Origin of the sequence: Streptomyces venezuelae ATCC 10712, assembly GCF_008639165.1 — a bacterium.
Lineage (GTDB): Bacteria > Actinomycetota > Actinomycetes > Streptomycetales > Streptomycetaceae > Streptomyces > Streptomyces venezuelae.
The window spans coordinates 6,597,030-6,623,089 of sequence record NZ_CP029197.1 but is presented as its reverse complement, the minus strand read 5'-3'; the positions used below and the strand labels follow the sequence as shown (position 1 = coordinate 6,623,089).

General features: G+C 70.5%; 24 protein-coding genes. 18 read left to right on the top strand and 6 right to left on the bottom strand.

Going from position 1 to position 26,060, the window contains the following annotated elements:
- The first annotated feature begins 1,149 nt into the window (after positions 1-1,149).
- From DEJ43_RS30465 to DEJ43_RS30455, 3 genes are all read left to right on the top strand, one after another.
- A complete protein-coding gene (locus tag DEJ43_RS30465; RefSeq protein ID WP_071892244.1) occupies positions 1,150-1,512 on the top strand; it encodes a hypothetical protein in 363 nt (120 codons plus the stop codon).
- Positions 1,513-1,634: 122 nt separating this feature from the next.
- Positions 1,635-2,435, top strand: coding sequence for a TIGR04222 domain-containing membrane protein (locus DEJ43_RS30460; protein ID WP_015037261.1), 801 nt, complete (start codon positions 1,635-1,637; stop codon positions 2,433-2,435).
- A gap of 19 nt (positions 2,436-2,454) precedes the next feature.
- Complete coding sequence (locus DEJ43_RS30455; RefSeq protein WP_041663063.1) at positions 2,455-2,970, top strand: GNAT family N-acetyltransferase; 516 nt, start codon at positions 2,455-2,457, stop codon at positions 2,968-2,970.
- Between the two features lie 47 nt (positions 2,971-3,017).
- Here the strand turns inward: DEJ43_RS30455 and DEJ43_RS30450 are convergent, their stop codons facing one another.
- A complete protein-coding gene (locus DEJ43_RS30450) occupies positions 3,018-4,622 on the bottom strand; it encodes an AMP-binding protein (RefSeq protein ID WP_015037259.1) in 1,605 nt (534 codons plus the stop codon).
- Entirely contained in the window at positions 4,619-6,304 is a 1,686-nt protein-coding gene (locus DEJ43_RS30445; RefSeq protein ID WP_015037258.1) for an AMP-binding protein, read from the bottom strand. Before DEJ43_RS30445 ends, DEJ43_RS30450 begins: the two co-directional genes overlap by 4 nt.
- A gap of 91 nt (positions 6,305-6,395) precedes the next feature.
- Between DEJ43_RS30445 and DEJ43_RS30440 the strand changes: the two genes are divergently transcribed.
- Positions 6,396-7,211 carry a helix-turn-helix transcriptional regulator gene (locus tag DEJ43_RS30440; protein ID WP_015037257.1) on the top strand — a complete coding sequence of 272 codons (816 nt, stop codon included), beginning with the start codon at positions 6,396-6,398 and terminating at the stop codon, positions 7,209-7,211.
- A 27-nt stretch (positions 7,212-7,238) separates the two neighbouring features.
- Here the strand turns inward: DEJ43_RS30440 and DEJ43_RS30435 are convergent, their stop codons facing one another.
- Together DEJ43_RS30435 and DEJ43_RS30430 are read right to left on the bottom strand one after the other, a co-directional pair.
- Positions 7,239-7,703: an SUKH-3 domain-containing protein gene (locus DEJ43_RS30435; RefSeq protein ID WP_015037256.1), complete on the bottom strand. Its 465-nt coding sequence runs from the start codon at positions 7,701-7,703 to the stop codon at positions 7,239-7,241.
- A 43-nt stretch (positions 7,704-7,746) separates the two neighbouring features.
- Positions 7,747-8,946, bottom strand: a complete 1,200-nt coding sequence (locus DEJ43_RS30430; RefSeq protein ID WP_015037255.1) for a winged helix DNA-binding domain-containing protein — start codon at positions 8,944-8,946, stop codon at positions 7,747-7,749.
- Between the two features lie 148 nt (positions 8,947-9,094).
- On the opposite strand from DEJ43_RS30430, the gene DEJ43_RS30425 reads away from it, so the two are divergent.
- From DEJ43_RS30425 to DEJ43_RS37640, 4 genes are all read left to right on the top strand, one after another.
- Positions 9,095-10,201 (top strand): magnesium and cobalt transport protein CorA, encoded by a 1,107-nt coding sequence (locus DEJ43_RS30425; RefSeq protein ID WP_015037254.1) that lies wholly within the window; start codon positions 9,095-9,097, stop codon positions 10,199-10,201.
- A gap of 398 nt (positions 10,202-10,599) precedes the next feature.
- Positions 10,600-10,812 carry a hypothetical protein gene (locus DEJ43_RS30420; protein ID WP_041664375.1) on the top strand — a complete coding sequence of 71 codons (213 nt, stop codon included), beginning with the start codon at positions 10,600-10,602 and terminating at the stop codon, positions 10,810-10,812.
- Between the two features lie 89 nt (positions 10,813-10,901).
- Positions 10,902-11,501 (top strand): restriction endonuclease, encoded by a 600-nt coding sequence (locus DEJ43_RS30415; protein WP_015037252.1) that lies wholly within the window; start codon positions 10,902-10,904, stop codon positions 11,499-11,501.
- A gap of 984 nt (positions 11,502-12,485) precedes the next feature.
- Entirely contained in the window at positions 12,486-12,647 is a 162-nt protein-coding gene (locus tag DEJ43_RS37640) for a hypothetical protein (RefSeq protein ID WP_167537145.1), read from the top strand.
- A gap of 513 nt (positions 12,648-13,160) precedes the next feature.
- Here the strand turns inward: DEJ43_RS37640 and DEJ43_RS30410 are convergent.
- The gene (locus DEJ43_RS30410; RefSeq protein ID WP_015037249.1) at positions 13,161-13,688 is read right to left on the bottom strand and encodes a flavoprotein; all 528 of its coding nucleotides are present in this window, start codon (positions 13,686-13,688) and stop codon (positions 13,161-13,163) included.
- Positions 13,685-14,971, bottom strand: a complete 1,287-nt coding sequence (locus tag DEJ43_RS30405; RefSeq protein WP_041663062.1) for a helix-turn-helix domain-containing protein — start codon at positions 14,969-14,971, stop codon at positions 13,685-13,687. Before DEJ43_RS30405 ends, DEJ43_RS30410 begins: the two co-directional genes overlap by 4 nt.
- Positions 14,972-15,142: 171 nt before the next feature.
- On the opposite strand from DEJ43_RS30405, the gene DEJ43_RS30400 reads away from it, so the two are divergent.
- The 10 genes from DEJ43_RS30400 to DEJ43_RS30355 all read left to right on the top strand — a co-directional run bounded on the left by DEJ43_RS30400 (position 15,143) and on the right by DEJ43_RS30355 (position 25,157).
- On the top strand, positions 15,143-15,595 hold the full coding sequence (locus DEJ43_RS30400; protein ID WP_015037247.1) for an ATP-binding protein: 453 nt from the start codon (positions 15,143-15,145) through the stop codon (positions 15,593-15,595).
- Positions 15,592-16,911 carry a UDP-N-acetylglucosamine 1-carboxyvinyltransferase gene (locus tag DEJ43_RS30395; protein WP_015037246.1) on the top strand — a complete coding sequence of 440 codons (1,320 nt, stop codon included), beginning with the start codon at positions 15,592-15,594 and terminating at the stop codon, positions 16,909-16,911. The genes DEJ43_RS30400 and DEJ43_RS30395 overlap by 4 nt, the downstream gene beginning before the upstream one ends.
- Positions 16,908-18,122: a bifunctional UDP-sugar hydrolase/5'-nucleotidase gene (locus tag DEJ43_RS30390; RefSeq protein WP_015037245.1), complete on the top strand. Its 1,215-nt coding sequence runs from the start codon at positions 16,908-16,910 to the stop codon at positions 18,120-18,122. Before DEJ43_RS30395 ends, DEJ43_RS30390 begins: the two co-directional genes overlap by 4 nt.
- A complete protein-coding gene (dcd, locus tag DEJ43_RS30385; protein WP_015037244.1) occupies positions 18,119-18,658 on the top strand; it encodes a dCTP deaminase in 540 nt (179 codons plus the stop codon). Before DEJ43_RS30390 ends, dcd begins: the two co-directional genes overlap by 4 nt.
- Positions 18,655-19,191, top strand: a complete 537-nt coding sequence (locus tag DEJ43_RS30380; protein WP_015037243.1) for a dCTP deaminase — start codon at positions 18,655-18,657, stop codon at positions 19,189-19,191. The genes dcd and DEJ43_RS30380 overlap by 4 nt, the downstream gene beginning before the upstream one ends.
- Positions 19,188-20,291 (top strand): glycosyltransferase family 4 protein, encoded by a 1,104-nt coding sequence (locus DEJ43_RS30375; RefSeq protein WP_015037242.1) that lies wholly within the window; start codon positions 19,188-19,190, stop codon positions 20,289-20,291. Before DEJ43_RS30380 ends, DEJ43_RS30375 begins: the two co-directional genes overlap by 4 nt.
- 54 nt (positions 20,292-20,345) lie before the next feature.
- The gene (locus tag DEJ43_RS30370; protein WP_041663060.1) at positions 20,346-21,383 is read left to right on the top strand and encodes a serine hydrolase domain-containing protein; all 1,038 of its coding nucleotides are present in this window, start codon (positions 20,346-20,348) and stop codon (positions 21,381-21,383) included.
- 301 nt (positions 21,384-21,684) lie between these two features.
- Positions 21,685-22,098, top strand: coding sequence for a hypothetical protein (locus tag DEJ43_RS30365; RefSeq protein ID WP_181399515.1), 414 nt, complete (start codon positions 21,685-21,687; stop codon positions 22,096-22,098).
- A 5-nt stretch (positions 22,099-22,103) separates the two neighbouring features.
- Positions 22,104-23,933 carry a caspase, EACC1-associated type gene (locus DEJ43_RS30360; protein ID WP_015037240.1) on the top strand — a complete coding sequence of 610 codons (1,830 nt, stop codon included), beginning with the start codon at positions 22,104-22,106 and terminating at the stop codon, positions 23,931-23,933.
- Between the two features lie 288 nt (positions 23,934-24,221).
- Entirely contained in the window at positions 24,222-25,157 is a 936-nt protein-coding gene (locus tag DEJ43_RS30355; protein ID WP_167537144.1) for a transposase family protein, read from the top strand.
- Positions 25,158-26,060: the final 903 nt, after the last annotated feature.

Genomic DNA, 26,060 nt, shown 5'->3' with positions numbered 1-26,060 from the left:
TTCGGGACCGGCGGAGCCGGTACGGGCGGGCTGGCTGCGGACGGGTTCGGCGCGGGTGGGCCCGGCGCGGGCAAGCCTGGGACGGGCGGAGCCGGGGGCGACTGGGCCGGGACCGGCGGAGCCGGGATCGGCGGGCTCGGCGCGGACGGCTTCGGGATCGGCGGGCTCGGCGCGGACGGGCCTGGGACGGGCGGAGCCGGGACCGGCGGGCTCGGCGCGGACGGAGCCGGTACGGGTGGGCTCGCGGCGGACAGGTTCGGCGCGGGTGGGCCCGGCGCGGGCGGACCTGGGAGCGGCGGAGCCGCCGCAGAGGGCTTCGGGAAGGGCGGACTCGGCGCAGGCAGGCCCGGGACCGGCGGAGCCGGGACCGGCGGAGCCGGGACAGGCGGGCTCGGCGCGGACGGAGCCGGTACGGGTGGGCTCGCGGCGGACGGGTTCGGCGCGGGTGGGCCCGGCGCGGGCAGGTCCGGGACTGACGGAGCCGGGGCCGGCGGGTCCGCGGTCGGCGGGCCCGGGTCTGTGGGCTCCGGCCCGGCCTCGGTGGCCGGGCCTCACGGGCCCGGAGCGGGCCTGTCCGACGGCACGTCACCGCCCCGGACGTTCGACCTCGGCTCGGACTGGTTCGGTACGGGCCCCACGGGCGGTCGCGCGTGGGACGCACCCGGCGACGCCCCGGACGTCCCGACCACAAGTGAGCCGGCCGGACCCAGCCGCGACGGATCCGGCGCGGGCGGGCCGAGCAGGGACGGGCTGAGCATCGGCCGACCGGTCAGGGACGGCCTGGGCGCAGACGGACTGCACCGGGGCGAATCCGGCGCCGGCGGGCCGGACGGGGACGGCGTGGGCCGCGCGGACACCGGCAGCCGTGGCCCTGGTGCCCACGGCCCCGGCTCCCCCGGCCCCGGTGGACCCCGCGCAGCGGGGCCGTACGACGGTGGCCGGGACGTCGGCAGCCCTGACGTCGGTGCGCACCGCACCGCCCCCGGTGCGCCCGGCGGCCCCGGCCCCGCGGGCCACACCCCCGACGCGCAAGGGCCCGGTTCGCGGTCCGGCGCCGTGCCGAGGGCGTTCGCCGATCGGTATCCCGCTCATATTCCGCTGCCGCCCACCGCCCCGCGCCCCGTGCCGGTGCGTGGGGACTTCCGGCCGGTGACGATCCGGACCGCGCGGGACGCGGTCGCCGCGGCGGCCGGGTATCTGCGCTGGCTGGGGTTCCGGGACGTCGTCCAGCCCGAGGAGCGCCCCGCGTCCGGCGTGGATCTGCGGGCGCCGGGGCTCGTCGCCCAAGTCGACCCCAGTACCCGGCCCGCAGGGCTGCGGGCCGTCGAGTGCCTCTGGCTGAACGGGCTGAGCGCCTCCTCCGTGAGCGTGTTCTTCTCCCTCGCGGGCTACACGCCGGAGGCCCGTTCGCGGGCCGCCGAGATCGGTCTGCCGCTCTTCGTGCTCGACCTGACGGGCACCCCGCAGCCGGTGAACCTCGCCGCCGAAGACCTCGCCTCGGGAGGGGCCTGAGGCCCGTAGGGGGCCCGGAGGGGCCGGAGCAGTCGCCCCCACAAGACTTCGGCATCCGAAACCGGCCATTCACGCGTGACGATCACGCTCCCCCGGGCACAACACCCTCGGGGGTGGGCGGAATGCCGACGGGGATGTGGTGGTTCATCGGGGCGGCCTGCGGCCAACTGCTGCTCGCCGCCGTGTTGTTGCGAACCCGCAGCAGGGGAAGCGAGGGACCGCGCCCGGACGGGGTGCCGCCGCCGCAGGCGCTGGCCCTGCTGCGGGGCGGCCGCAGGGCGGCGGTCACGGTGGCGCTCGTGGCGCTGCACCAGCGCGGCGCGGTCGCGGCGGGCCGCAAACATACGATTCGGGCCAATGGCGGGCCGGGCCGCACCGAGGACCCCGTGCAGCTGGGGGTGCACAGGGCGCTGGACCGGGCGTTCGCGCTGCGGGACCTCGCGCTGCGCCCGGAGGCGCGGCGGGCGGTGGACGCGCTGGGCCGGGAGCTGCGCGGCGCGGGTCTGCTGCGCGCTCCGTGGCGGCTGTGGGCGGCGAGAACCCTGCTGGGCTGCGTACCGCTGACGGTGGTGGTGGGGGCGTACGCGACGGGGGCGTCGGGCGCGGGTCTGGCGGCGGCGCTGGCGGTCGGCGCGGTTCCGACGCTCGGCGCGGCGGGCCTGTCGCGGCAGCCGCCGGCGACGGGGGCGGCGCGGCGGCTGCTGGCCGCCATGCGTGAGCGGTATCCGCTGCCGGCGGACCGGCGTGAGGTGACGGACGGGGGCCTGGTCCAGCTCTACGTGGCGTTGTACGGCGATCCGGCGCTGGCCCTGTTCCTGCCGCGATTCTCGCGGGACGGGGGGCTGCTGGACCGTCCCGGGGAGGTGGACGGGAACCGGCCGCCCCGGGCCGGCGGCGCGGGCGCGGGGGACGGTGCGCGGTGAGGCCGCGCCATACTGTCGTATGCGCATCAGAGCGGCCGCTCCGGCCGAACTCCCGCTGCTCCAGGACATCGAACGGGCGGCGGGCGAGCCGTTCCGTGCTCTCGGCATGGCGGCGATCGCCGACGACGACCCGCTGCCCCTCGACGTCCTGGAGTCCTACCGTCGTGCGGGCCGGGCGTGGGTGGCGGTGGACGCCGCCGACCGTCCGGTCGCGTACCTGCTGACCGACACCGTCGACGGCGCCGCGCACATCGAGCAGGTGTCGGTGCATCCGGTTGCCGCGCGCCGGGGGGTCGGCCGGGCGTTGATCGAGCATCTGGCGGCGGCGGCCAGGGAGCAGGGCCTGGCGGCGCTGACGTTGACGACGTTCACCGAGGTGCCGTGGAACGCCCCGTACTACTCGCGGCTCGGCTTCCGTCCGCTCACCGAGGCCGACCCGGCGCTCACGGAGGGGCTGCGCGCGATCAGCCGCGCGGAGGCGGCCCACGGTCTCTCGGTGTGGCCCCGCGTCTGCATGCGCCGGGAGGTCGGGTAGGAGCCCGGGCGCCGGCGTCCCCTCACCGGCGCCCTCCTGGTAGGCCGCTAGCCGCCCTCCCCGTACGTCTGCCGCAGTTCCACCTTCCGTACCTTGCCGCTGACCGTCATCGGGAACTCGGTGAGGATCTCCAGCCTGCGCGGGATCTTGTAGTGGGCGAGGCGGTCGCGGCAGAAGGCGGTGACGTCCTCCAGGGTGGGCGGGGCGGCGGGGTCGCGGGGGATGACGCAGGCCAGGATCTCCTCGCCGTAGCGCTCGTCGGGGACCCCCACGACCTGGACGTCGGCGATGCCGGGGTGTCCGTGGAGGAACTCCTCGATCTCGCGCGGGTAGACGTTCTCGCCGCCGCGGATGATCATGTCCTTGATGCGGCCGACGATCTGCACGTATCCGTCGTCCCGCATGGTCGCGAGGTCGCCGGTGTGCATCCAGCGGCCGGCGTCGATCGCCTCGCCGGTCTTCTCCGGCTCGTCCCAGTAGCCGAGCATCACGCTGTAGCCGCGGGTGCACAGCTCCCCCGCCGTGCCGCGTGCGACGGTCAGTCCGGTGGCCGGGTCGACGACCTTCACCTCGACGTGCGGCATGACCCGGCCGACGGTGCCGGTGCGGCGCTCCAGGTCGTCGTCGCGGCGGGTCTGGGTGGAGACGGGTGAGGTCTCCGTCATGCCGTAGCAGATGGACACCTCGGCCATGTTCATCTCGGCGACGACCCGCTTCATCACCTCGACCGGGCAGGGCGAGCCCGCCATGATGCCCGTGCGGAGGCTGGAGAGGTCGTACGTGCCGAAGTCGGGGAGGTTCAGTTCGGCGATGAACATGGTGGGCACCCCGTACAGCGAGGTGCAGCGCTCCTCCTGGACCGCGCGGAGGGTGGCCGCCGGGTCGAAGGAGGGCGCGGGGATCACCATGCAGGCGCCGTGCGAGGTGGCGGCCAGGTTCCCCATGACCATGCCGAAGCAGTGGTAGAAGGGCACCGGGATGCAGATGCGGTCCTGCTCGGAGTAGGCGATCATCTCGCCGACGAAGTAACCGTTGTTGAGGATGTTGTGGTGGGAGAGGGTGGCGCCCTTCGGGAACCCCGTCGTCCCCGAGGTGTACTGGATGTTGACGGGCTCGTCGCAGGAGAGCGGCTCGGGTCGCAGCTCTCCGGGGGTACGGTCGAGGAAGACGTCCCAGCCCAGGTCGCCGAAGTAGACGGCCTCCCGCAACTCGGGGCACTCCGGCCGCACTTGCTCGACCATCGCCCGGTAGTCGCTGGTCTTGTGGGCGAGGGAGGCGAAGAGCAGGGTGATGCCCGCCTGGTTGAGCACGTACGCCAACTCGTGGGCGCGGTAGGCGGGGTTGATGGTCACCATGACGGCGCCGATGCGGGCAGTCGCGTACTGCACGAGGACCCACTCGGCGCAGTTGACGGCCCAGATGCCGACCCGGTCGCCCTTGCGGACCCCGCTGCCGAGCAGCGAGCCGGCCAACCGGTCGACGTCCGCGCCGAATTGGGCGTACGTCCAGCGGCGTCCTGTCGCGAGGTCGACGAGCGCCTCCCGGTCGGGCCAGGCGGCGACGGCCCGGTCCAGGTTGTCGCCGATGGTGTCGCCGAGGAGCGGTGTCTCCGACACCCCGTGCGCGTACGAGAGTTCCTGCACGGAGGTCATCCCAGGTCCCCCTCGACGTACTCCTTGCCGCCGCCTTCCGCCGTGAGCCGGCGCAGTTCCACCCGCCGGATCTTGCCGGAGACGGTCTTCGGCAGCTCGGCGAACTCGATGCGCCGGACCCGCTTGTACGGGGCCAGGACCGCGCGCGAGTGGGCGAAGAGGGCCTTCGCCGTCTCGGCGTCCGGCTCCCAGCCGGCCGCGAGGACGACGTACGCCTTGGGGACGGCGAGCCGCAGCGGGTCGGGGGCGGGGACGACGGCCGCCTCGGCGACGGCCTCGTGCTCCAGCAGCGCGCTCTCCAGCTCGAAGGGGCTGATCTTGTAGTCGGACGCCTTGAAGACGTCGTCACTGCGCCCGATGTACGTGATGTATCCGTCTTGGTCTCGCGCACCGATGTCACCGGTGCGGTAGTAGCCGCCGGCCATGGCCTCCGCCGTACGCTCCGGATCGCCGTGGTAACCGGTCATCAGGCCCACCGGGTTGGCCGACAGGTCGAGGCAGATCTCGCCCTCCGGCACGTCGGCCTCGCCGGTCACCGGGTCGACGAGGGTGACCTGGAAGCCGGGGCTCGGGCGGCCCATGGAGCCCTCCTTGAGCCGCTGCCCCGGACTGTTGGAGACCTGGACGGCGGTCTCCGTCTGGCCGAAGCCGTCCCGGATGGTGACGCCCCAGGCCCGGCGTACCGACTCGATGACCTCGGGGTTGAGGGGTTCGCCTGCGGCGACGACCTCGCGCGGCGGGGTCTTCAGCTGGCTCAGGTCGGCCTGGATCAGCATCCGCCACACGGTCGGCGGGGCGCAGAAGCTGGTGACGCCGTGCCGCTCCATCTCGCCCATGAGACGGGCCGGGTCGAAGCGCGTGTAGTTGTGGATGAAGACGGTCGCCTCGGCGTTCCAGGGGGCGAAGAGGTTGGACCAGGCGTGCTTGGCCCAGCCGGGCGAAGAGATGTTGAGGTGCACGTCGCCGGGCTTGAGGCCGATCCAGTACATCGTCGACAGGTGCCCGACCGGGTACGAGGTGTGGGTGTGCTCGACGAGCTTCGGACGGGCGGTCGTGCCGGAGGTGAAGTACAGCATCAGGGTGTCGTCGGTGAGGGTGACGCCCTCCGGCTCGAACACCTCGGACGCGTCGGCGGCGTGCTCGTACCCCAGCCAGCTCACCCCGTCGCCGCCGACCGCGATCCGGGTGTAGTCGCCCGGGACGTCGTCGAACTTGGCGGTGTCCTCGGCGCGCACGATCACATGGCGGGCGCGGCCCCGGTCGACGCGGTCGCGCAGGTCGGCGGGGCCGAGCAGCGGGGTGGCGGGGATGACGACCGCGCGCAGCTTCATCGCGGCGAGGACGGTCTCCCACAGCTCGACCTGGTTGCCCAGCATGACGATGATCCGGTCACCGGCGCGGACGCCCTGGGCGCGCAGCCAGTTCGCGACGCGGTTGGAGCGGGCGGACATGTCGGCGAAGCTGACCCTGGTCTCCTCGCCGTCCTCCTCGACGAGGTGGAGCGCGGTGCGGTCGTTCCCCTCGGCGATGACGTCGAACCATTCGAGCGCCCAGTTGAACCGCTCGGACCGGGGCCAGGCGAAGCCCTCGTAGGCCGTCTCGTAGTCCTCGCGGTGCCGGAGCAGGAAGTCCCGGGCGGCCCGGAACCTCTCCGTCGCACTGGTCGCGCTGTTCGCCGTCATTCGTCCTCCTCGTTGCGGGACCGGTCCCGGACATCGTGTAATCAGTGACCCAGGTCTCACTACCCCCGTTCGGGGGTGAAGGAGTGCTTCCGTGCCCGAGCAGATGGAAACGGCCGAACTGCGCGCGGCGCTGCTGCGGCTGCGCCGGGGCAGCGGACTGCCCGTCGTCTTCGGCGGGCTGCTCCAGGACGGGCGGGCGATGCGGATCGGCGAGACGTGCGGGGCGGTGACGCCCGCGCTGCACGGCCTCACCATCTCGACGGGCTCGGGCCTGGGCGGCAAGTGTCTGGCACTGTCCCGGCCGTGCGCGGTCACGGACTACCCCTCGGCCCGGCACATCACCCACGAGTACGACGGGCCGGTCTCGGCGGAGGGGCTGCGCTCGGTGATCGCGGTGCCCGTCGTCGTACGCCGCAAGGTGCGCGGGGTCCTGTACGGGGCACTGCGCGACGCGCTGCCGATCGGCGAGCGGGTCTTCGACGCGGCGGTCGCGGCGGCCCGGGACGTGGAGCAGGCGCTGGCCGTACGGGACGAGGTCGCCCGCCTCGAGCCGCCGCCGGCCTCGGGGCCCTCGTGGGAGGAGGTCCGCCAGGCGTACGGGGAGCTGCGCGAACTGGCCCCGCGGGTCCCGGACCCGGAACTGCGGGAGCGCCTCCTCGCGGTCTGCGGACGCCTGGAGACGGCCTCGGGGACGCCCCGCGACCTGCCGGGCGTGGCGCTGACCCCACGGGAGCGGGACGTCCTGACGGCGGTGGCCTCGGGCGCCACGAACGCGACGGCGGCGACCCGCCTCGGCCTGCGCCCGGAGACGGTCAAGGGCTATCTGCGCTCGGCGATGCGCAAACTGGGCGCCCACACCCGCCTGGAGGCGGTGGTGGCGGCCCGCCGCGCGGGGGCGCTGCCGTAGGCCGCCCAGGGCGTGCCAGGCGTGGCGTCAGACGAAGAACTCCCGCGCTTCCCGCTGGGGCCCGTACAGCAGGCAGCCGACGGCCTCGTGCGCGGTGACGCCCAGGAAGTAGGGGCCGGTGTGGTGGAGGAGGAAGAACCGCCCGGTCTCGTCGACGAGGACCATCGCCCCGTCGAACGTCTCGTATCCGACGGGAAACAGCCTCCTGCCCAGGTTCCGGGCGAGTTCGGCGACGTCCTCACCGCTCTCCTCGTAGATCCAGTGCGGGGTGAATCCGACGGCGGCGGGCGGCGAACCCGGGATCACCAGGCGCAGCCCCCCGAACGCGCGGACGAAGTCCCGGGCCGCCGGGAAGGGCTCGACCGGATGGCCTTCCTCGGCGAATCGGTCGATGACGAAGGCCAGGAGCCCGGGCAGCCGCGCGCCGACGTCCCGCCCGGGGAACCAGCCCGCCTCGGCGAGCCGGGCGGAGACGGCTTCGTCCCTGGTCACCGCGCTGTCACGTCCCCTGTCACCTGCGCTGTCGCTGTCACTGTCACTGTCCATGGACGATCTCGTACGGGATGTCCGACGGCGTCATGAGCCGGAGCGTCCGCTCGGCTTCGGCGGCGAGGGAGGCGCGCTGGGCGCGGCTGACGGGCACGAAGGGTTCGATGGTGAGCGTGGTGCGGTCCTTGGCCTCGTCCAGGTGCCAGATGCCGCCGAGGAAGCCGTCGAGGAGGAAGACACGGTGGGCCTGATTGCCGGTCCAGGTGCGGCCCCGGAGGTCGGCGGGGACGACACGGGTGCGGTCGGCGTGCGACAACAGGAGGTTGTCGAACTCGGGGAGGAAGCGCGGCGGGGCCGGGGTGTCCTCGTCGGGGCGGGGCGCGTCGGGCAGGTCGAAGAGCTCGGTGCCGCGCTCGTCCTGGAAGACGAGCAGCCTGGACCGCAGCCGCTCGAAAGCGGGGCCGAGCTTGGTGAGCCCGCACCAGGTCTGCATGTCCTTGACGGAGGCGGGGCCGAAGGCGCCGAGATAGCGGAGCACGGTCCGGTCGAGGTCGGCGGGGTCTTCAGACGTCTGATCGGCCGTGGAGGCGGCGGGCCTCTGATCGGTCGCGGACGCGTCGGGCCTCTGGTCGGTCGCGGAGGCGTCCGGGTCCGGGGCGCCGAACCACTGACCGGTCGTGGTGAGCGCGACCTGGCCGCCGCGGCCCCAGAGGCCGCGCGGGGTGACCTGGACGAGGGGAAGCAGACAGCGGGCGGCGACGGAGAGGGACTGCGGATCGGCGTCGGGCCAGAGCGGGAGCAGCTCCTCGCGCAGCTGCTTGGGGGTGCGGGGCCGCTCCTCGACGAGGGCGCGGGCGGTGGCGGCGAGCCGGTCGAGGTCGACGCCGTCGAGCCCGCCGCGGGAGACGAAGAGGGCGAGTTCGCGGTCGATGGCCCCGGGCTGGACGAGCCGCCGCAGGGCGACCGCGTCGCCGGCGGTGTGGGTGTGCACTGTGGAGCGCATGGTGACGATCCGGGCGACGGCGCGGGACTCCATGAGCGTGGACAGCTGCTCGGGCCGGAATCCTTCGAGGCGGGCGGCGAGCGCGTAGTACGGCGGCTTGGTGTTCTGTGCCTGGAGGCCGAGGAGGTGCTCGACGGCCTCGAAGACGCCCCGCGGGGAGGGGCGGAGCAGCAGCTGGCGGTCGAGGGTGGCGCGGTTCAGGGCGCGGGCACCGAGCACGGGGTGGTTCGTCTTGGGGGCCATGGCGGCACGCTACTCGGGCTTGCGGACAGATACGGTCCGCAAGGCTTCCCCGGGGCGTCCGGGGGCCTGCACGCCCCGACCTGCGCGGATGCGATTCACCCCAGCCCGACCCCATATATCCTTCGCGGAGACCAAGGAGGTGTACGAGATGTCCGACCGACGCCCACGCGCCGGATGGCGCCGCCCCCCGGCGCAGCCGCCGACGACGGCCGCCCCCGAGCCGGCGGAGGCGCGGCCGAGCGTGGTGCAGGCGAGCCTGTACCGGGACGGCCACCGGGTCTCGTCCCCGGCGACGCTCGCGGAAACCTTCCGCCAGCTGCGCGAGCACCCGGACGGCATGGCGTGGATCGGCCTCCAGCGCCCCACGGCGGAGGAACTCCACTCCCTGGCAGCCGAGTTCGACCTGCACGAGCTGGCCGTCGAGGACGCGATGGAGGCCCATCAGCGCCCGAAACTTGAGCGCTACGGCGACACCCTCTTCGTGGTCCTGAGGGCCGCGCGCTACCTGGACGCCCAGGAGGAGGTCGACTTCGGCGAACTCCACATCTTCGTGGGCCCGGACTTCCTGATCACGGTCCGCCACGGCGCCGCCCCGGACCTCTCCACAGTCCGCCGCCGCATGGAGAAGGACCCGGAACTCCTCGCCCTGGGCCCGGAGGCGGTCCTGTACGCGATCCTGGACGCGGTGGTCGACGGCTACGCCCCGGTGGTGGCGGGCGTCCAGAACGACATCGACGAGATCGAGACGGAGGTCTTCGGCGGCGACCCGGCGGTCTCCCGCCGCATCTACGAACTCTCCCGCGAAATGGTCGAGTTCCAGCGCGCGACCCGCCCCCTGGTGGGCATGCTCCACGGTCTGATGGCCGGCTTCGCCAAGTACGGCACGGACGAGGAACTCCAGCGCTACCTCCGCGACGTGGCCGACCACGTCACCCACACCAGCGAACGCGTGGACGGCTTCCGCCAGGCCCTCACGGACATCCTGACGGTCAACGCGACCCTGGTCACCCAGCAACAGAACGCGGAAATGCGCGCGTTGGCGGAAGCGGGCTTCGAACAGAACGAGGAGATCAAGAAGATCTCCTCCTGGGCGGCCATCCTGTTCGCCCCCACCCTGGTCGGCACGATCTACGGCATGAACTTCGACAACATGCCGGAACTGCACTGGGCGGGCGGATATCCGTTCGCGGTGCTGCTGATGGCGGTGGTGTGCACGAGTCTGTACGTGGTCTTCAAGAAGAAGGACTGGCTGTAGTCGCCTACCCTAGACTCTTGATCCACTTAGCATACGCAAACGCTAGATCATGCCCTCCGGAGGCGTCCTGGGGAGAATCTGGGGAGAACGCGCGGGAGGCGGTCGGACGACCGCGGCATCCGCACCTGACCGGGGGCGGCGCCCGGCGCAGTCGCCGCTGACCGCGCTCCGCGCGAACAGGCCATTCGGCGAGTCCTGCATTTCGCGGCATGGCACCGACCATGAGACTTCGACGCAGGCCAGAGATCCGCAAGGATGGGTGGACACTCACGCAGGCGTGGCCGACTCGCCCCCTTGCCGCCCGATAGAGCATGACGTTGCATCAGTTTCTGCCGGCGGTCACCGCTACAACCGACCTGGAGGTCCGCGCGGAGCGGACCGATGGGGAGGGATGCACCATGCCGAAGATTCCGGACGGGTACGTACGCGTACGGACCCACCTCCGGCGCAAGCCCGGACCCAAGTCCGCCAAAGGGTTGAGCGTGTGGGCCGTGGCCGGCCTGTGCGCGGTGGTGTGGCTCCGGGGCCAGGTCTTCGGGTTCGGTGACGATCCGACCGCGCATCAGCCCGCGCCGAAGCCCGCCGTCTCCGCGCCGGCGGGCGGGCAGTGACACCCCGGCCCCGACTTCGACGGAGGGCCCGATGGCGGCCGCGTGGCACCACGGACCTTCTGGGTGCGGCAGCCGTCGTCCTCGCGCTCATGGTCGCACTGGCGCAAGCCGCGGCACACCTCGCGGCCAAGGCCGCTGAATCCTGGCCTCTGCTGGCTCTGGCCGGCCTTGCCGTTGCCGCCGTCTTGGCCGGTCTCCGAGTAAGGGACCGTCTCCGGCGTCGCGCGGACGGCGAGAGGCTGGCCCGCCTGCGCATCACCTTGCCGGAGCTGGACACGATGGGCGACCAGGACTTCGAGTACGCGCTGCGCGACCTGCTCGTGCGCGATGGGTGGACGGCCAGGAAGGTGGGCGGCGGCGGGTACCAGGTCGCGGACGTGATCGGTGTCCGGCCGTCGCTCGGGCGGATCGTGGTGCAGGCGAAGCACACCCGTGTCGGCGGCAAGGTCGACTCATCGGTGATGTACCAGGTGAAGGGCACCGCAGGTCCTGCCCACGGGGCGGACCACGCGGTCGTCGTCACCAACGGCGCGTTCACACGGGACGCCATGGCCTGGGGCGACCGGCACGGCGTGCGAGGGGTGGACCGCGACCGGCTGCACCGCTGGGCCCACGAGGGCAAGACGCTGCACGAACTGCTTGGCCTGTCGGCCAGACGCTCCCGCCTGCCCTGGCGTCGAGAAGCCTGAAGCGCAGCGTGCTCACCGACGAGAACGGGTGGCACAGCGCGTGCTGCGGTCGGTTCGGTGGCCGCCGGTTTGTTGGCGGCGAGATGGCAGTTGATGACGAGGGAGAGACCCTCCTTCTTGCCGCAGGGGAATGACGCCGGCTGCGCGAGCGCGGGCTCCCATAGGGCTGCACCGTTGACAGGACCCGGACCAAGAACGCCGTCGACGCGGTCCTGGAGGAGGCGGCCGTCACCAAGGACCTGGCATCCACGGCCTGACACACCCGCCCCTCCGCACCCGCCAGAACGCCGCACCCAGCACTCACTCCGCGGAAACCCTGGCGCACGACAGTCACACCGGAGCTCCCACCACCCAGCCGCAGGTGGGCACCGCCCTTGCCCCGGGCGGAGCAAGTTATCGGCCAAGACACTCTTCCCTGGTGAGGAAACGCGTCTTGGTCCGGCCTGGCCCGCCCCAGGAGGGAGAGGGGACGACCCAGCCCCGGGAGGAGCGGGGCCGTGAGGCAGCGCCGGAGGAGCACAATGAACGCCAGAGACGCCATTCTCCAAAGAACCTCGCCGCTTGAGCTTTCACCGAAGACCGCCGACAAGCGCGTTCGCATTCGCACCGTCCGTCCCCACGACGACGATGAGCAACGCTTTGACGAAGCCTCTCCCCCGTCCTCACTCACCGTCCTCGCCCGGCCGGTTCTGGGGCGGCCGTCATGGAGAACCAGACAGCTGCCCCCGGCCGGGCAGATTCGCGTCGAACCTGCTGGTCCGCCCTCGCTGCCATCCTCAACGACACCACCACGGCAGGTCATGACCGCACCACGCCCACCCCAGGGGTGACGCGGTCCGACTCAGGAGCCACTCAAACGGACACTGCTCCGAGGGGCACGGCCGCACGTTCACCGGGTCAACGACCAGGGCGTCTGCCCGGTGAATCTCCGCGATGTTGCTCCCCAACGCGGCAATATCCGCCGGCCAACTGGCGTCCGCGTCGGTGCACGCCAAGGCCGTGCGCATCGGCGCGTGGAACGCCCTCCTGCAGGCGGTCATCGCCGCCCAGCACTGGCACCGCACCCGCGACCACACACAGCAGGCCGAGGCCGCCCGACAAGCGGCCGAGTATCTCCGTGTCGCCTACCGGGCCGCAGCCGCCTAGCCGCTGGCCGTGATCCACCACCGGAGTCGGCGCCTTGCCCGGCCGCTCTTGGAGCGGCCGGCCGCCGCGGTGCGCCAGGCGCTGCCCGATCTGGCCGAGCAGATCCTCGCCCAACCCGCCTGGCCCGCCCTCGCCAGCACCCTCAACGACGCCACCGCAGCCGGCCACGCCCCCGCCGCGCTGCTCGCTCAAGCCGCCCGCCACCGCGAACTCGGCAGCGCCACCAACCTCGCCGAAGTCCTCACCTGGCGCCTGAGGCGCCTTCCGGATCTGGCAGTCGGGGAACGTTCGCACGACAGGACGGCGAGCAGAGTTCAGCCTGGTCCTGCCACACCCACGCCAAGGGCGACGCGGTCAGACTCCCTTCCAAGGAGCCGTTAACACGGATCCTGCCCGAGGCGCGCGGCCATCGTGTTCCCGAGGGAACGGCGCTCGCGTTCCGATCCGGAGCACCCGTGCTGTTCCGATTCGGAACACACGCACCACGAGGGTGAGAAGGGGGCGGGGTCGCGTTCAGTCGAACTTGCCCTCCAGCAGTTCCAACGCCTCCTCCCATCGGAAACGATCCGCTCCCCCGCCCGCCTTCGGCCGGTGCGGCTCGTACGACCCGATCATCACGCCCATCCCCCGCAGTTGCTCAAGGCTCCGGCCGTAGGCCGGGTGCGCGGCCATGGCCGCGTTCACGTACGGCAGGACGACCGTCGGGATGTCCATGCCGTACGCCTCGCACAGGATGCCCAGCGCGAGGGTGTCTGCGATGCCGGCCGCCCACTTGTTGATCGTGTTGAACGTGGCCGGCGCGACGGCGATGGCGTCGGCGGACGGAAGCGGACGCGCGTCGCCCGGCCTGCGCCAGGCCGAGCGGATCGGGTAGCCCGTCTGGGCCTCGACCGCCTCGGTGTCGAGGAAGCCGAGGCCCTGTGGTGTGGCTACGACGCCGACGCCCCAGCCCTGCTCCTGCGCGGCGGTGATCAGCTTGTGGGCGTCGCCCGCGATGCCGGCGGCACAGACGACGACGTACAGGAACGGCTGTGCGGTCACGCGGGGACTCCCAGTCGGCGGCTGAAGTGGTGGAGTTCGGGCAGCGTACGTCGCCGATCGCGGGCGGCCATGTCGGCGACCAAGCCGCGGACGGCGGGGCGGCGGACGTCCTGGGCGGCACAGGTCTCGGCGATGCGGAGGGCCTGGTATCCCTCGGCGAGGCGGCCCTGCTGGTTGTAGGCGCGGGCGGCCTCGACCCACAGCGCCGCCCGGCGTTCGGGGACGGGGATGTGGCGGCGCATGAGGGGCGCGGCGGTGTTCAGGGCGATGCCGGCGTCGCCGAAGGCCACGGAGGCACTCACCGCGTGGAGGGCGACGTTCGTGGGGCTGAAGTTGGCCCAGGCATCGGGGCGATCGAGTGCGACGTAGCGGGCGATGTCCCGTGCCTCGTCGAGGAATTCGCGGGTGGCGGCGCGGTCGCCAACCGTGCTGGCGGCAGTCACGCCTCGCAGGAGAAGAAGTCCTACTGCCGCGAGGTAGCGCGGGGATCGCTGGTCGTATGAGCCTGCAAGCTGGCCCGCGGTGTGCCGGACCAGGGTGACGGCCGGGGCGGTGTGCTTCTCGCGGGTCAGGACGTGGGCGTGGACGCGAACGCTGGAGGCGAGAACAACGGGGTCGCCGCAGCGTTCTGCTTCGGCCATGGCACGACCCACGGCGAGCCAGGCGTTGCCGTGGTCTCCTTGCTTGAGCAGCAGGCTTGTGGAGGTCTGGTAGGCGGTGGCGAGGAGCCCGGCCATCGCCGCGTCGCCGTGGTGATCGCCGCCCGCAGCTTCGCGCAGGTCGGCGATGAGGCTGGGAAGAGTGGCCTCCAGCGCTGCGTAGTCGCAGGTGTAGAAGAGGCGCCGAGCCACGGCGATCCGTGATTCCAGGGACTCCTTATCCATACCGTCCACTCGGACGGAAGCCGTGCGTGGGCCTGGGAGGAGTGCGCGGACGAGGTCGTCGTGGGCAGCCGTGGCAGGTGCGGTGGGGGCCGCGAGGGACGCGATGCTCGCGGCGAGGAAGGTGCGGCGGCGCATGTCTTCTGTCTCGGGATCGTCTGTCGGTTCTGCGGACGGGCCGGGGCCTCTCAGGCCGAGGAGGTGGAGTGAGATGCCAAGTTCGGCAGCGACGGCGCGTAAGACCCGGGTGTCCTCCGTCCCCCGTCCGCTCTCCAGGCGGCTGATCTTCGACTGGTGGTAGCCGAGCGCGGTGGCAACATCCGCCTGCGAGCGACTGGTGCGCAGGCGAGCCCGTTTGATCGTCTCGCCGATCTTCTCGGCTTCGGTCTTCACGTCTGCCATCCATGCCCTTCCGTCCGCGTCGAGCATGCCTCTGCGTACGCAGCGTAGGCGAGTCGTACGAGGGCTTCATGCAGCTTCTGCATGAACGATGCAGTACAGGCACAGGCCGTCGCGAAGTGCGCTGGCGGCGCTGTTTCTTGGGGTGGTCGATCCGACTTCTGGAGGCCGCTCGTGGAAGCGCACCAGCTCATCTTCTCCCTCCCGCCGATTCCGGCCGCCGTGCCCGTGGCACGACGCCAGGTACGGGAGGCCATTGCCGCCTGGCCGGCGGTGCCCGCGGCGTCGGAAGCCGTCCACACGGCCGAGCTGGTCGTCAGCGAGCTCGTCACAAACGCGGTCCGTTACGCCGGTCATCAGCCGATCAGTGTCGTAGCCCAGCTCTCCGACGCGGTCCTGCGAGTGGAGGTCAGCGACGCGAGCCCCACTCTGCCGACGGCCGCACTACCGGACGAGGACAGCGAGGGCGGACGCGGGCTCTTCCTGGTCGGCGTGCTCGCGGACCGCTTCGGTACGGCGCCGACGGGCTCTGGCAAGTGCTGCTGGGCCGAGATCGACGTCGCCGACGCACCCCCGACCAGATCTGCCTCCGCCTTGTCCGTTCCCACGCAGAGGAGTTGTACGTGAGTACCCGCGTCCCCGCCGTTACGTCCCAGGTGATCGCGATCCGGCCCGGCCGGCCCCTCGCTGGTGCCGTGACGGTCGACGGTTCGAAGAACGCCGCGCTCCCGCTCATCGCGGCTGCGGCCGCCCTCCTTCGCCCCGTACGTCTCGACAACGTCCCCGCCAGCTCCGACGTCCAGACGCTGCTCGACCTGCTGCGGCAGGCGGGATGGAACACCGCCCACCCGGTCGGTGACAGCCGCACCGTCCTCGTCCTCCCCGGCGAGGCGGCCCCGAAGGCCAACGGGCTCGACGAGGACGCTTCCAGCATCCGCGCCTCCTACTACCTCGTCCCCGCCCTGATCGCCTTGTGCGGTCGAGCCGGGCTCCCCTGGCCCGGCGGTTGCCGGATCGGCGACCGCGGGATGGAGCAGCACTTCAAGGTGTACGAAGCCTTCGGCGACCGCGTCCGCGTGGACGATCGCGGGTATGCGGTCGAAGCCGGCAAGGCGGTCCCTGGCCCGGTGTCGCTGGCCCTGCCGTTCCGCTCGCGCGGGGCGACGATCGCCGCGGTGCTGCGCGCCGTGGTCGCAGGTGCGCCACTGCGGCTCGGGCAGCCGAACCTCTCCCCGGAGGTCCTCTGCGTTCTGGACGCTCTGACGGCCGTGGGGTACGCGTACCGTGCAGGCGAGCGCGTCCTCACGCTCGCCCCGCCATCTTCGGTCTCAGGGGACGCGCCCGTCTGGAAAGTGCCGGGAGACAAGATCGAGGCCGGAACCCTGGCCTGTGCCGTGGCCGCCACCGGCGGCACCGCGCGGATCGAGGGCGTCCACGGATCTGACATCGGTCCGCTGATCGCGGCGCTGAACCGGATGGGCATCCCCACGGCCGAGGAGACCGAGGCGCTGGCCGTCCACGGTCGGGACACTCAACCGACCGGTCGGCCCCTCCGGGCCATGGCCACCCTCGCCCCCAACGGCCTCGACGCCGACTTCGAACCACCGCTGCTCGGGCTCGCCCTGGGCTTCCCCGGCACGCACCTATTCTCGGACCCGATCAACCCCGGGCGCCACAGCAACCTCATCCCCCAGCTCGCCCGCATGGGCGGGGAGATCACCGAACTGTCCTCGACCGAATGCCGCTTCACCGGCCCCCAGAGGCTGACGGGTGCCGGAGTGGAGGCGACCGACATTCGCACGGGTTCCGCGCTGATGGTCGCCGGCCTCACTGCCCGTGGCGTCACCACGCTCGGCGGGGTCGACCAGATCCGCCGCGGCCACGCCGACCTGCCCGGCAAGCTCCTCGCCCTCGGCGCCGACATCTGCGAGGTCACCCCATGACCGCAGCCAGACACCTCCGCCGGATCATCGCCACCACCGACTTCCACTCGGCCTTCGACGGCGCCGTACCGATGCTCACGCACCTGCACGCCAGAAGGCACGACAGCCTCGTCGTCGACTGCGGGGACTTCTTCGAGGGCACGGGCTACTACCGGCTCGGACAGGGCCGCATCGAACGGGACGTCCTGGTCCGCCTCTACGACGCCGTCGCCCCTGGCAACCACGGCTGGGTCCACCACTTCGAGTCCGACCTCCATGGCATCACGGTGTGCGCGAACGCCGTGGACGCCGAGACCGGCAATCCGCTCTTCCGTCCGGCCCGCCTCGTGAATATCGGCACCCGCCGCGTCGCCGTCACGGGCGTCATCGGTCCCCAGGCGTTCAACGCCATCCCCGCCGACCAGCGCGCCGGACACCGTGTCACCGAACCGGTCCAGGCACTGCGCGAGCTGATGCTGACCCATCACCACCAGGCCGACTCCTGGGTGGTGCTCAGCCACTCCGGGTTCGACGAAGACCTCAAGCTGGCCGCTGCCTGCCCGTTCCTGGACGTCGTCTTCGCCGGGCACTGCCACAGCGAGCGGCCGGGGCCGGTGCCCGTGGGAGACACGCTCGTCCTCAAGGGGCGTGAACTCGCGGCCGGGTATGCGCTGGCCGAGCCCGTGGGCGCCGGGTGGGTAGCCCGAGTCGACTCCTTCCCGCCTACAGCCGTCCTCCCCCGAGAACTCGCCCCTGTACAGGAGGCCATCGACGCCGTCCACGAGGAACTGCGCACGCCGCTTGGTCCGCTCCGGGCCCCGTACGCGAACGGCCTGCTCGACCGTCGCGCCCTGCTCACCGACGTCGCCGGCCGCCTCCACAACGGTCTGGGCGCCGAAGCCGTCCTGCTGAACGAGACCGCGCTTCGGTCTCCCCGGCTGGGGACCGTACTCACGCAGGGCGACCTCCTGGCCATCGAGCCCTTCGACAACCAGCTCGTACACGCCCACGTGCCGGGGCGCTTCCTCACAGACCCGGCGGCCCTCCTCGCCCACCTCACCGCGCAGACGGGCCCGGTCGTGTCCGCGCCCCGTCCCTTGCCCGACCGCCTGCCGACTGTGCTGACCACCGGCTATCTCGCCGACGCGTACCTCGGAGGCCGTACCCGGCAGGCCGGCATCCGTCTCAGCCAGGCCGTGCAGCGCACGCTCACCGATGGAGAATCCCGATGATCCTCACCGGCCCCGAGATCGCCCAGGCCACGGCCGACGGCCGCATCCGCATCTCCCCGTTCGAGCCGACGCAGGTGAACCCGAACAGCTACAACGTCCGTCTCGGCGGGACCCTGCTCACGTACACCGCACACACCCTGGACGCCCACCGGCCGAACGCCACCGAGTCGATCGAGATCGGTCCGGACGGCTTCGAGCTCCAACCCGGCCAGCTCTACCTCGGCCACACGATCGAGGAGGTCGGTTCGGACACCTTCGTACCCCTGCTCTTCGGACGTTCCTCAATCGGCCGCCTCGGCCTGTTCGTGGAGATCACCGCTCCCATCGGGGACATCGGCTTCCACGGCCAGTGGACGCTCATGCTCTCCCCGATCCGACCGCTCCGCGTGTACCCGGGTATGCGGATCGGCCAGATCATGTTCTTCGTGTCGGTCGGCCCGGTAGCCCTCTACGCGGGCAAGTACCAGTCGTCCGCCGGCCCCCAGCCCTCCGCGTACTGGCACGACCTCGCCGCCCTCGGGGCGGTGGCCTCGTGATCCTCACCGGCCCCGCCATCGCCGCCGCCAGAGCCGCCGGCGAGATCACCATCGAACCGTACGAGCCGCGCAGGATCTCCCCCAACGCCTACGACTGGCGTCTCGGCGACACCCTGCGCTTCCACGACGGCTCCCTCGACGCGGCGAGGCCGACCGACTTCCAGGAGGTGCCGATCCCCGAGTCCGGGTACCTACTCCGGCCGGAGGTCCTCTACCTGGGGACGACGTACGAGCGGACCGGCTCGGAGGCGTACGCGCAGTTCCTCAACGGCGACCGGACGACCGGCGCGCTCGGCATCTGGGTCCACGTCTCCGCTCCCCTCGGGCATCAGGGCCACGCCATCCGATGGACGCTGGAGATCCGGGCGAGCCGACCGGTCCGGGTCTACCCGCGCATGACGTTCGGCAAGCTGGTCTTCCTCCAGGCCCTCGGCGCCACGGCCAGCTACCAGAACCACGGCCTCAAGTACCGGGCCAGCCAGGGCATCGAAACGTCCCGCCTCTACGAGGAGAACCCGGGAGGCGCCGCGTGAACCCCACCGTCGTCACGGCCCTCGACCTGCCGTTCCCGAGCCCAGGCGGAAGCGTCGAGCTCTTCCTGGGCCTGTACACCGGCCGTGTTCCCCTCCTGGCCGCCCGCGCCTTCATGCTCGCGCCCGAGCGCAAGAGCCTGCGGTCGCCCGTGCCGGCGGGGCTGGAGCTGGTGCAGGCGCCGGGAAAGTGCCTGACGGGGTACGCCTTCCGCCGCTATGTCGCCGCCCTCCAGCGGGCCCTGGTCGAGGCGGTGGGTGGGGGCGACGCCGGAGTCCTGCATCTGCAGCACCTGGCCTTCGGCGCCACGCCGGCTCTGCTCAGAGCCTTCCCGAAGCTCCCTCGGATCGCCCTGGTCCACGGGACCGACCTCCTCTTCGCGGAAACGCACCCCGAACAGTTGGCCACCCTGCGCGAGGCAGCCTGGGCCGCCGACGCGATCGTGGTGCCGACCGGCGCGATGGCGGACCGCCTGCTCCTCCTCGCCCCCGACACCCGACGCCGCAAGATCGAGAAGATCCCCTGGGGCATCCCCGACCACCTCATCGCCACCCCTCCCCCACGGCGCCGGAACCAGCCCTCCAGCCACCTGCGGATCCTGTACGCCGGCCGCCTCACCCCCGAGAAGGGCTTCGACGCCCTCCTCTCAGCCCTCCCGCTCACTCAGTCCGCCGAGCTGTCCATCGCCGCACCCCGAGCCGAATTCCATGCCCTTCGCCCCCGCCTTCACGAGCGCGGGGTACACGTCCACTACCTCGGCTGGCTACGCCGGCCACAGCTCTGGAGGACCTTCGCCGACCACGACGTGCTGGTGATGCCCTCCACGACGCTGGAGGCCATGGGTCTCGTGGCGCTCGAGGCCCAGGCATGCGGGCTTCCCGTCCTCTACCAGCCCGTTCCCGGTCTCACCGAGGCACTGGGCGGCACCGGTCTCGCCACCGACTTCGCCGACCCGCACGCCGTCGCCCGTGAACTCGACCGCCTCCGTACCAGCCCCGGCCTCCTCTCGGCGCTCCGCGCGGCTGGCGCCACCAACGCGGCCCGCTTCCCCCTGAGCGCCACCGCCGCAGCCCTCGCCGAGCTCGGCAGGCGACTCGCCTGATCACCCGTGGCGCACCCCCACCAGGGCTGGCCGTCTCACTACGATCGGAACACCATGACGCTCGACATCCCGCGCATTGAGCAGCTCCTCCAGGACGGCGTCCGCGACCGGGTCTACCCGGGAGCAGTCTGGGCCGTCGGCAACGCCACCGGTACAACGGCGAGCGGGGCGGTCGGCCTCCTCAACCCGACCCGCCCCGACGAGCCGATGCGGCTCGACACCGTCTTCGACATCGCCAGCCTCACCAAGATCGTCGCCGTGTGGGCCGCCATCGGCACCCTCGTCGAAGAAGGCAAGCTCCAGCTCCACACCCCGCTCGGCACCTTCTGGCCCGAGGTCACCGGCCACCCGCTCGCCCAGGTCACCGCCCACGAGCTCCTAACCCACACCGCCGGCCTGCCTCTGCGCGCCAACCTCAAGAACCTGTACGGCACCGACCCCCAGGACATCCGCGACGGCGTCCTCCATGAGGCCCTCCATCGCGCCCCCAGCGAGGCCGTCGAGTACACCGACCGAGCTGCCCTGATCCTCGGCTACCTGGCCGAGTACCTCGCCCGCCAACCCCTCGACAACCTGGCCAAAAGCCGGATCTGGAACCCCCTCGGCATGGGCCAGACCTCCTTCGGCCCCCTACCCGCGGACGTGATCGCCCGCTGCGCCCCCACCGAGCTCGACGAGGAAACCGGCACCCACCTCAAGGGCACCGCCCACGACTTCTCCGCCCGTCTCCTCGGCGGCACCTGCGGCATCGCCGGCGCCTTCTCCACCCTCGCCGACCTCAGCCGCTTCCTCCAGCACATGCTCGCCCCGACGCAGGCCGCCTTCGGCCCGACCTGGATCGCGGACTCCCTACGCATCCGCACCGGCCAACTCACCCCTGCACGCGGCCTCTTCTGGCACCCCGCTCCTGACACCGAACTAGGCGAGGACATCTGGATCCACTACGGCTTCACCGGCACAGGTATGTGGATCAGCCCGAAGCAGCAGCGCTGGGCAATCCTCCTCACCAACAAGCTCTACTTCACCCGCGATCGCGAACTACTTGCCATCGCACGCGACGCGTTCCGTGCACTGGCTTTCGGACGCCCCTGAACCTTCCCGGATCGGTGCACCCGCAACGCTCCCGTCGCAGGAAACGAGCAGAGACCGAGCGGCAGGCTCCCGCCCGGGACGACCCTCCGGTGGGTCAGAAGCTGGCAAGCCTGCACAGGACACCGCAGGCGATGGTCCTCCACTCGATGGATGGTGCACCTCGACGACCGCAAATGCCGATCCGACTCCCGTGTGCGTACCGAGAGAAGGCTGTCGACCCCAGTCCCGACGTCTGCCCCGGCCCAGCCAACTCTCCCCGTAAAGTGTCGTGCGCACAGAACGCTGACAGCGGGGTGGGACTATGCACAAGATCGCACGGTTGGAAATTCTAGGGCTTGCTGACTCGGACGCTGACGAGTTGCTGCGGCTTGGAAGCCAGTTGCGCCGTGCTCTCGAAGAGCTGGACGTAGTGGACGTACGGTCTGGGCGTTCCGCAGGAGGAATCTCGAACGGGGCCAAGAGCGGCGAGCTGATCGCCGCCGGGTCGGTTGTCGTCACGGCCGCGTCCTTTGCCCTGCGTCAAGCTCTCCTTCTCGCCGACACCTGGCTGAAGAACCGGCCTGTGCGCGGCATCAAGGTGGAGTTGGAGGGACGCGTGATCGAGCTGAGTGACGCCTCAACTGCCGAGCGGGAACGTTTGATCGACCAGTTCCTCGCTCACCGCGAGGTCCCAGCCGAGCGCCAGCCCGAAGAAGGTCCCGCCGAGCAGACCTGACAAATATGACCACGCAATCGTTCGGCAACGGAAACCGTGGGGCCCTGCTCATCGGGACGGGGACATACGACCATCCGGAACTGCCAGCGCTCCGCTCACCTGAGGTGGACTGCACTCGCCTGGATACGCTCCTCCGTGACCCAAAGATCGGTGCATTCGAGGTCCAGACGCTCATCGATGCGGATCGCTCCACACTCGAGCGGGCGATTGCCGAGTTCTTCCTCACCGCTTGGGGCGACGACGTACGTCTCCTGTACCTCTCTTGCCATGGGATCCTGAGCCGTAACGACAAGCTGCATTTCGCCATCCGCCAGACAGACCCCGAGCGGCCCGCCTATACGACGATCTCCGCAGCTTACATCCACGATGTCATGGAGGAATGCCGCGCACGAAGCATCGTCGTGATCCTGGACTGCTGCTACAGCGGTCTCTTCCTCCCAGGGGCGAAGAGCGACGAATCGGCGAGATTCGAGGAGGCGCTGGTCGGCCACGGCCGCGTCGTCATCACTGCTGGCACCAGGTCGCAGAGGACTTGGGAAGGGCATCACCCTGATGCTGATACGCCCGCGCCGTCCCTCTTCACAGGGATGCTCATCGAGGGCATTTCCAGCGGTGCCGCCGATCTCAATGGCGACGGCTTCGTCACTCTCCAAGAGCTCTATCGGTATGCCTGTGAGCGTCTTCACCAGGAGGGGGCTGCGCAAAACCCTCGCATGGGTGGCGAGATGCAGTACGACATCGCACTGGCCAAGGTTCGGAAGAAGCGGAAGCAGCGGTCCTCAGACCGCGCGGACGGCCAGAGCCGTAGGTCCGCTGGGACCAAGGCGCGGCACAAGCCTGAGCCCTGGCAGACTCGTGCCGCCTCCGGCCCCGCTCGGCAGCCCGTCCTGTCCGACGGCCTGTTGGTGGTACATGAGGCATACAGGCTGCATGTGATGGATCCCGAGTCTCGGCAGCGGCGTGGTCTGATCAAGATGAGGTACTCAGGCAGCCCTGCCCTCTACAGGGACACCGCCTACTTTCCCGGAAAAGACGGACGTCTATATGCGGTCGATCTGCGGACCGGAAAGCCCCGCGCGTCTCATCCAATACTGGTCCGTGACGGATTACTGAGCGTTTCGAAGGACGTACTGTACGCACCGGCACAGAATGGCAGCTTGTACGCCTTCGATCCGTCGACACTCAGGCCCCTATGGTCTCTTCCCACAAACAAGCTCACTATCGTGTCCAGACCCCAGGCCGCCGCCGGATACGTGTTGTTCATGGCTAGGGAGTCTCAGGTGCCGGGCGCTACCACAGGCCATGGCGCCGATCGCATAGTAGCCGTCTCCAAGGGGCGTGAGGTCTGGTCGTACATAACCGACGCGCCTCTGTCACCGAATTGGGCAGTAACGGACCAAGGCGTATACGCGGTCGTACAGCCGAACGGACCCTCAGCGCCTCAGAGCATCGTGGCGTTGGCCCCTGAGAGCGGACAACTCATTTGGTCGTTCGACACAAATACCCGTCTCGCCTCGGCGCCGGTCGTCGCAGATGGGACATTGATCTTCGGCGGCGCAGACAGACGGCTCGTAGCTCTCGACACGAGGACTAAAGCCCACCTATGGGCTAAGAAGACTGAGGGCCTCCTCCTCCACCAACCGTTCGTTGCGGGTGACACCTTGTTTACGGCAGACCGCGCCGCGAAGGTGACCGGCTGGAAGCTCCCGACAGGCCGAAGAGTCCGATCGCACGACCTTCTTGTGAGTCCGGACCCCCAAGGCTCCCCTGCAATCAGTGATGGCGTCATGTACGTCACGAGCTCCCAAGGTGACGTACACGCTCTGCCCATATGAGTGCGCCAGACTTACTCGACAGGGAGGCGATGCCGAATCACGATCGAGTGCGTCCCCGCGCCGACGCGTCACCCTGCGCAGAGGAACTGTTTCCTGCCAGAGCGCCGGGGCGGCCAGAGTGGATCGCTGTCGCTCTGCCCGACTACGGGGGTGCGGCTAGGGTCCCGACACAGCGTGGCCGGCCTTCATCCAGCCTCGATTCCCCCTCAGTTGCCAGCGTCCGCGCCTAACGAGCTCGTGCACGGTAGGCGGCGAGACGTCGAGCCTTGGATGGGTGATCATGGTCACGTGGCGGGGAACGCGTCTCGTGCATTGATCACCAGCAACCGCCGAATCACGGGCCTGTCGGCCGATGCGATTGCTGAACTCAGCGCCGAGATAGGTCCGTTGTGGCATGAGTGCCATCAGGACAGGCTCGCCTGTCGGCAGCGGAAGCGGGCCGTGGGCGCCGGTGCGAAGCTCCGGCTGGTGTTCGTCGACCGACTCCTGGCCACCCTCCTTCATCTCCGTCACGGCACCACGCACGATGTGCTGGCCTGCTGGTTCGGCGTGGACCGTTCCACCATCACCCGGGCCATCGGCGAGGTGCGGCCCCTGCTTGCCGAGCGGGGGTGCACCGTCAGTCCCGACGCGCGGCTGAGGACCCTGGCCGAGGTCGTCGAACACCTCGGTGCCAGCGGGAAGACGGGCATCATCGACGGCACTGAAATCCGGGTCCGGCGGCCTGCCGCCAGCCGAAAGGACCGAGACCGGTTCATCTCTGGGAAGAACAAGCAGAACGCCGTCAAATCCATGGTGGTCACAGACGCCAAGGGGTGCGTGCTGTGGTGCAGCCCGGCCGAGCCCGGAAGCTGCGCGGACATCACCCACGCGCGCCAGTCAGGCCTGGTCAAGCTCCTGGCCGACGGGCCCGCGGTCGAGATTCTTGCTGATGCCGGCTACCAGGGCCTCGGCGCCCAGACCGCCGGACGCGTGGTGACAACACCGCACCGCAAGTTCAAGAAGGACGCTCTCGACTGGTACGAGGAGATATACGAGCGGCAGCGCAAAGCGCACTCCTCACGCCGCCTCCGGGTCGAGCACGGCATCGCACACCTGAAGAACTGGCGTTCCCTGACCCGACACCTTGGTCGCCGCGAGCACATGAGCGACAACGTCCAGGCTGTCGCCGGCCTGCTCTCCCATCAGCAGATCGTGGACCTGATCCCCGCACGGCAGAGGTGAACACCGAGCCCCGCCGGGATCCTCCACGTCTCGCCGCCTACCGTGCACGAGCTCGTTAGCCCAGGCAAAGATCCTTTTCTAGAGGAGACACAGCAGTCGAGCGCCCCGGGCACCATCAGTCCATCGGTACCGAGGAAGGGGTGCTTTGAGCCTGGCACGCACGACCACAGCACTGATATCTCCGTACGTCTCGCAAGCACGATCAAAGATCAAGTCCTGGCGTCTCGGCGTCAACCAGCGGGTGATCCGCACGCAGGTAGGCGAGTTCAGGGCCTCGCTTCAAACTCTTCGCGTGACTGAAAGATCCTTGCCGCACACCCGCAGAGCATTACGGGACACCCGTATGACGCTCGAGACAGCGCCATACGGGTGAATGGCCGTGGCCCTCTTCGCCGCGCTGATGGGCTTGAAGATGATCAAGCCGTCGGTGGTCCTCCTCCATAACTTGGCACAAGCCGTTGGTGCCGACTCCACTGCGCGGGCGGCGAAGTACGTTCTGTGGCAGCTTCGCCCTGAGGTCGCGAATCAACCCGCCCACGGCTGGGGCAGCCTCATCTTCGTGGTCGTAGTGCCCACGCCCCTGAAAGTGCCAATGTGGTGGCTGATGGAACGCCGGATGGCACGAGGGGCCATCTTCCGCCACCGGGCGACGATGCGAGCCTTGGACACCCTGAACCTTTGCGCGGCGGCGTACAGACAACCACCAGGAGGCCGTGCCTCACAGCTTCGGGACCTCGACTGGGGCCTCAGGGCTGTAGAGCATGCCATCCTTCGCGCTCATCGCCACGCAGGGACGATCCCTCGCAGATCAGTCAGGCGTGCGGCTGCGCGCTCACGCGGCGCTGGTTGCCGGAGCCCTGCGAGCCGAAGCCCTGAAAATCGACGCAGAGCCGGATAACGCAC

Coding starts and splice junctions, on each gene's coding strand:
- DEJ43_RS30455 (WP_041663063.1), top strand. CDS start 2,455: ATGCGCATCAGAGCGGCCGCTCCGGCCGAACTCCCGCTGCTCCAGGAC.
- DEJ43_RS30460 (WP_015037261.1), top strand. CDS start 1,635: ATGCCGACGGGGATGTGGTGGTTCATCGGGGCGGCCTGCGGCCAACTG.
- DEJ43_RS30390 (WP_015037245.1), top strand. CDS start 16,908: ATGACCGCAGCCAGACACCTCCGCCGGATCATCGCCACCACCGACTTC.
- DEJ43_RS30370 (WP_041663060.1), top strand. CDS start 20,346: ATGACGCTCGACATCCCGCGCATTGAGCAGCTCCTCCAGGACGGCGTC.
- DEJ43_RS30405 (WP_041663062.1), bottom strand. CDS start 14,971: ATGGCAGACGTGAAGACCGAAGCCGAGAAGATCGGCGAGACGATCAAA.
- DEJ43_RS30420 (WP_041664375.1), top strand. CDS start 10,600: ATGCCGAAGATTCCGGACGGGTACGTACGCGTACGGACCCACCTCCGG.
- DEJ43_RS30360 (WP_015037240.1), top strand. CDS start 22,104: ATGACCACGCAATCGTTCGGCAACGGAAACCGTGGGGCCCTGCTCATC.
- dcd (WP_015037244.1), top strand. CDS start 18,119: ATGATCCTCACCGGCCCCGAGATCGCCCAGGCCACGGCCGACGGCCGC.
- DEJ43_RS30450 (WP_015037259.1), bottom strand. CDS start 4,622: ATGACCTCCGTGCAGGAACTCTCGTACGCGCACGGGGTGTCGGAGACA.
- DEJ43_RS30445 (WP_015037258.1), bottom strand. CDS start 6,304: ATGACGGCGAACAGCGCGACCAGTGCGACGGAGAGGTTCCGGGCCGCC.
- DEJ43_RS30430 (WP_015037255.1), bottom strand. CDS start 8,946: ATGGCCCCCAAGACGAACCACCCCGTGCTCGGTGCCCGCGCCCTGAAC.
- DEJ43_RS30365 (WP_181399515.1), top strand. CDS start 21,685: ATGCACAAGATCGCACGGTTGGAAATTCTAGGGCTTGCTGACTCGGAC.
- DEJ43_RS30425 (WP_015037254.1), top strand. CDS start 9,095: ATGTCCGACCGACGCCCACGCGCCGGATGGCGCCGCCCCCCGGCGCAG.
- DEJ43_RS30415 (WP_015037252.1), top strand. CDS start 10,902: ATGGTCGCACTGGCGCAAGCCGCGGCACACCTCGCGGCCAAGGCCGCT.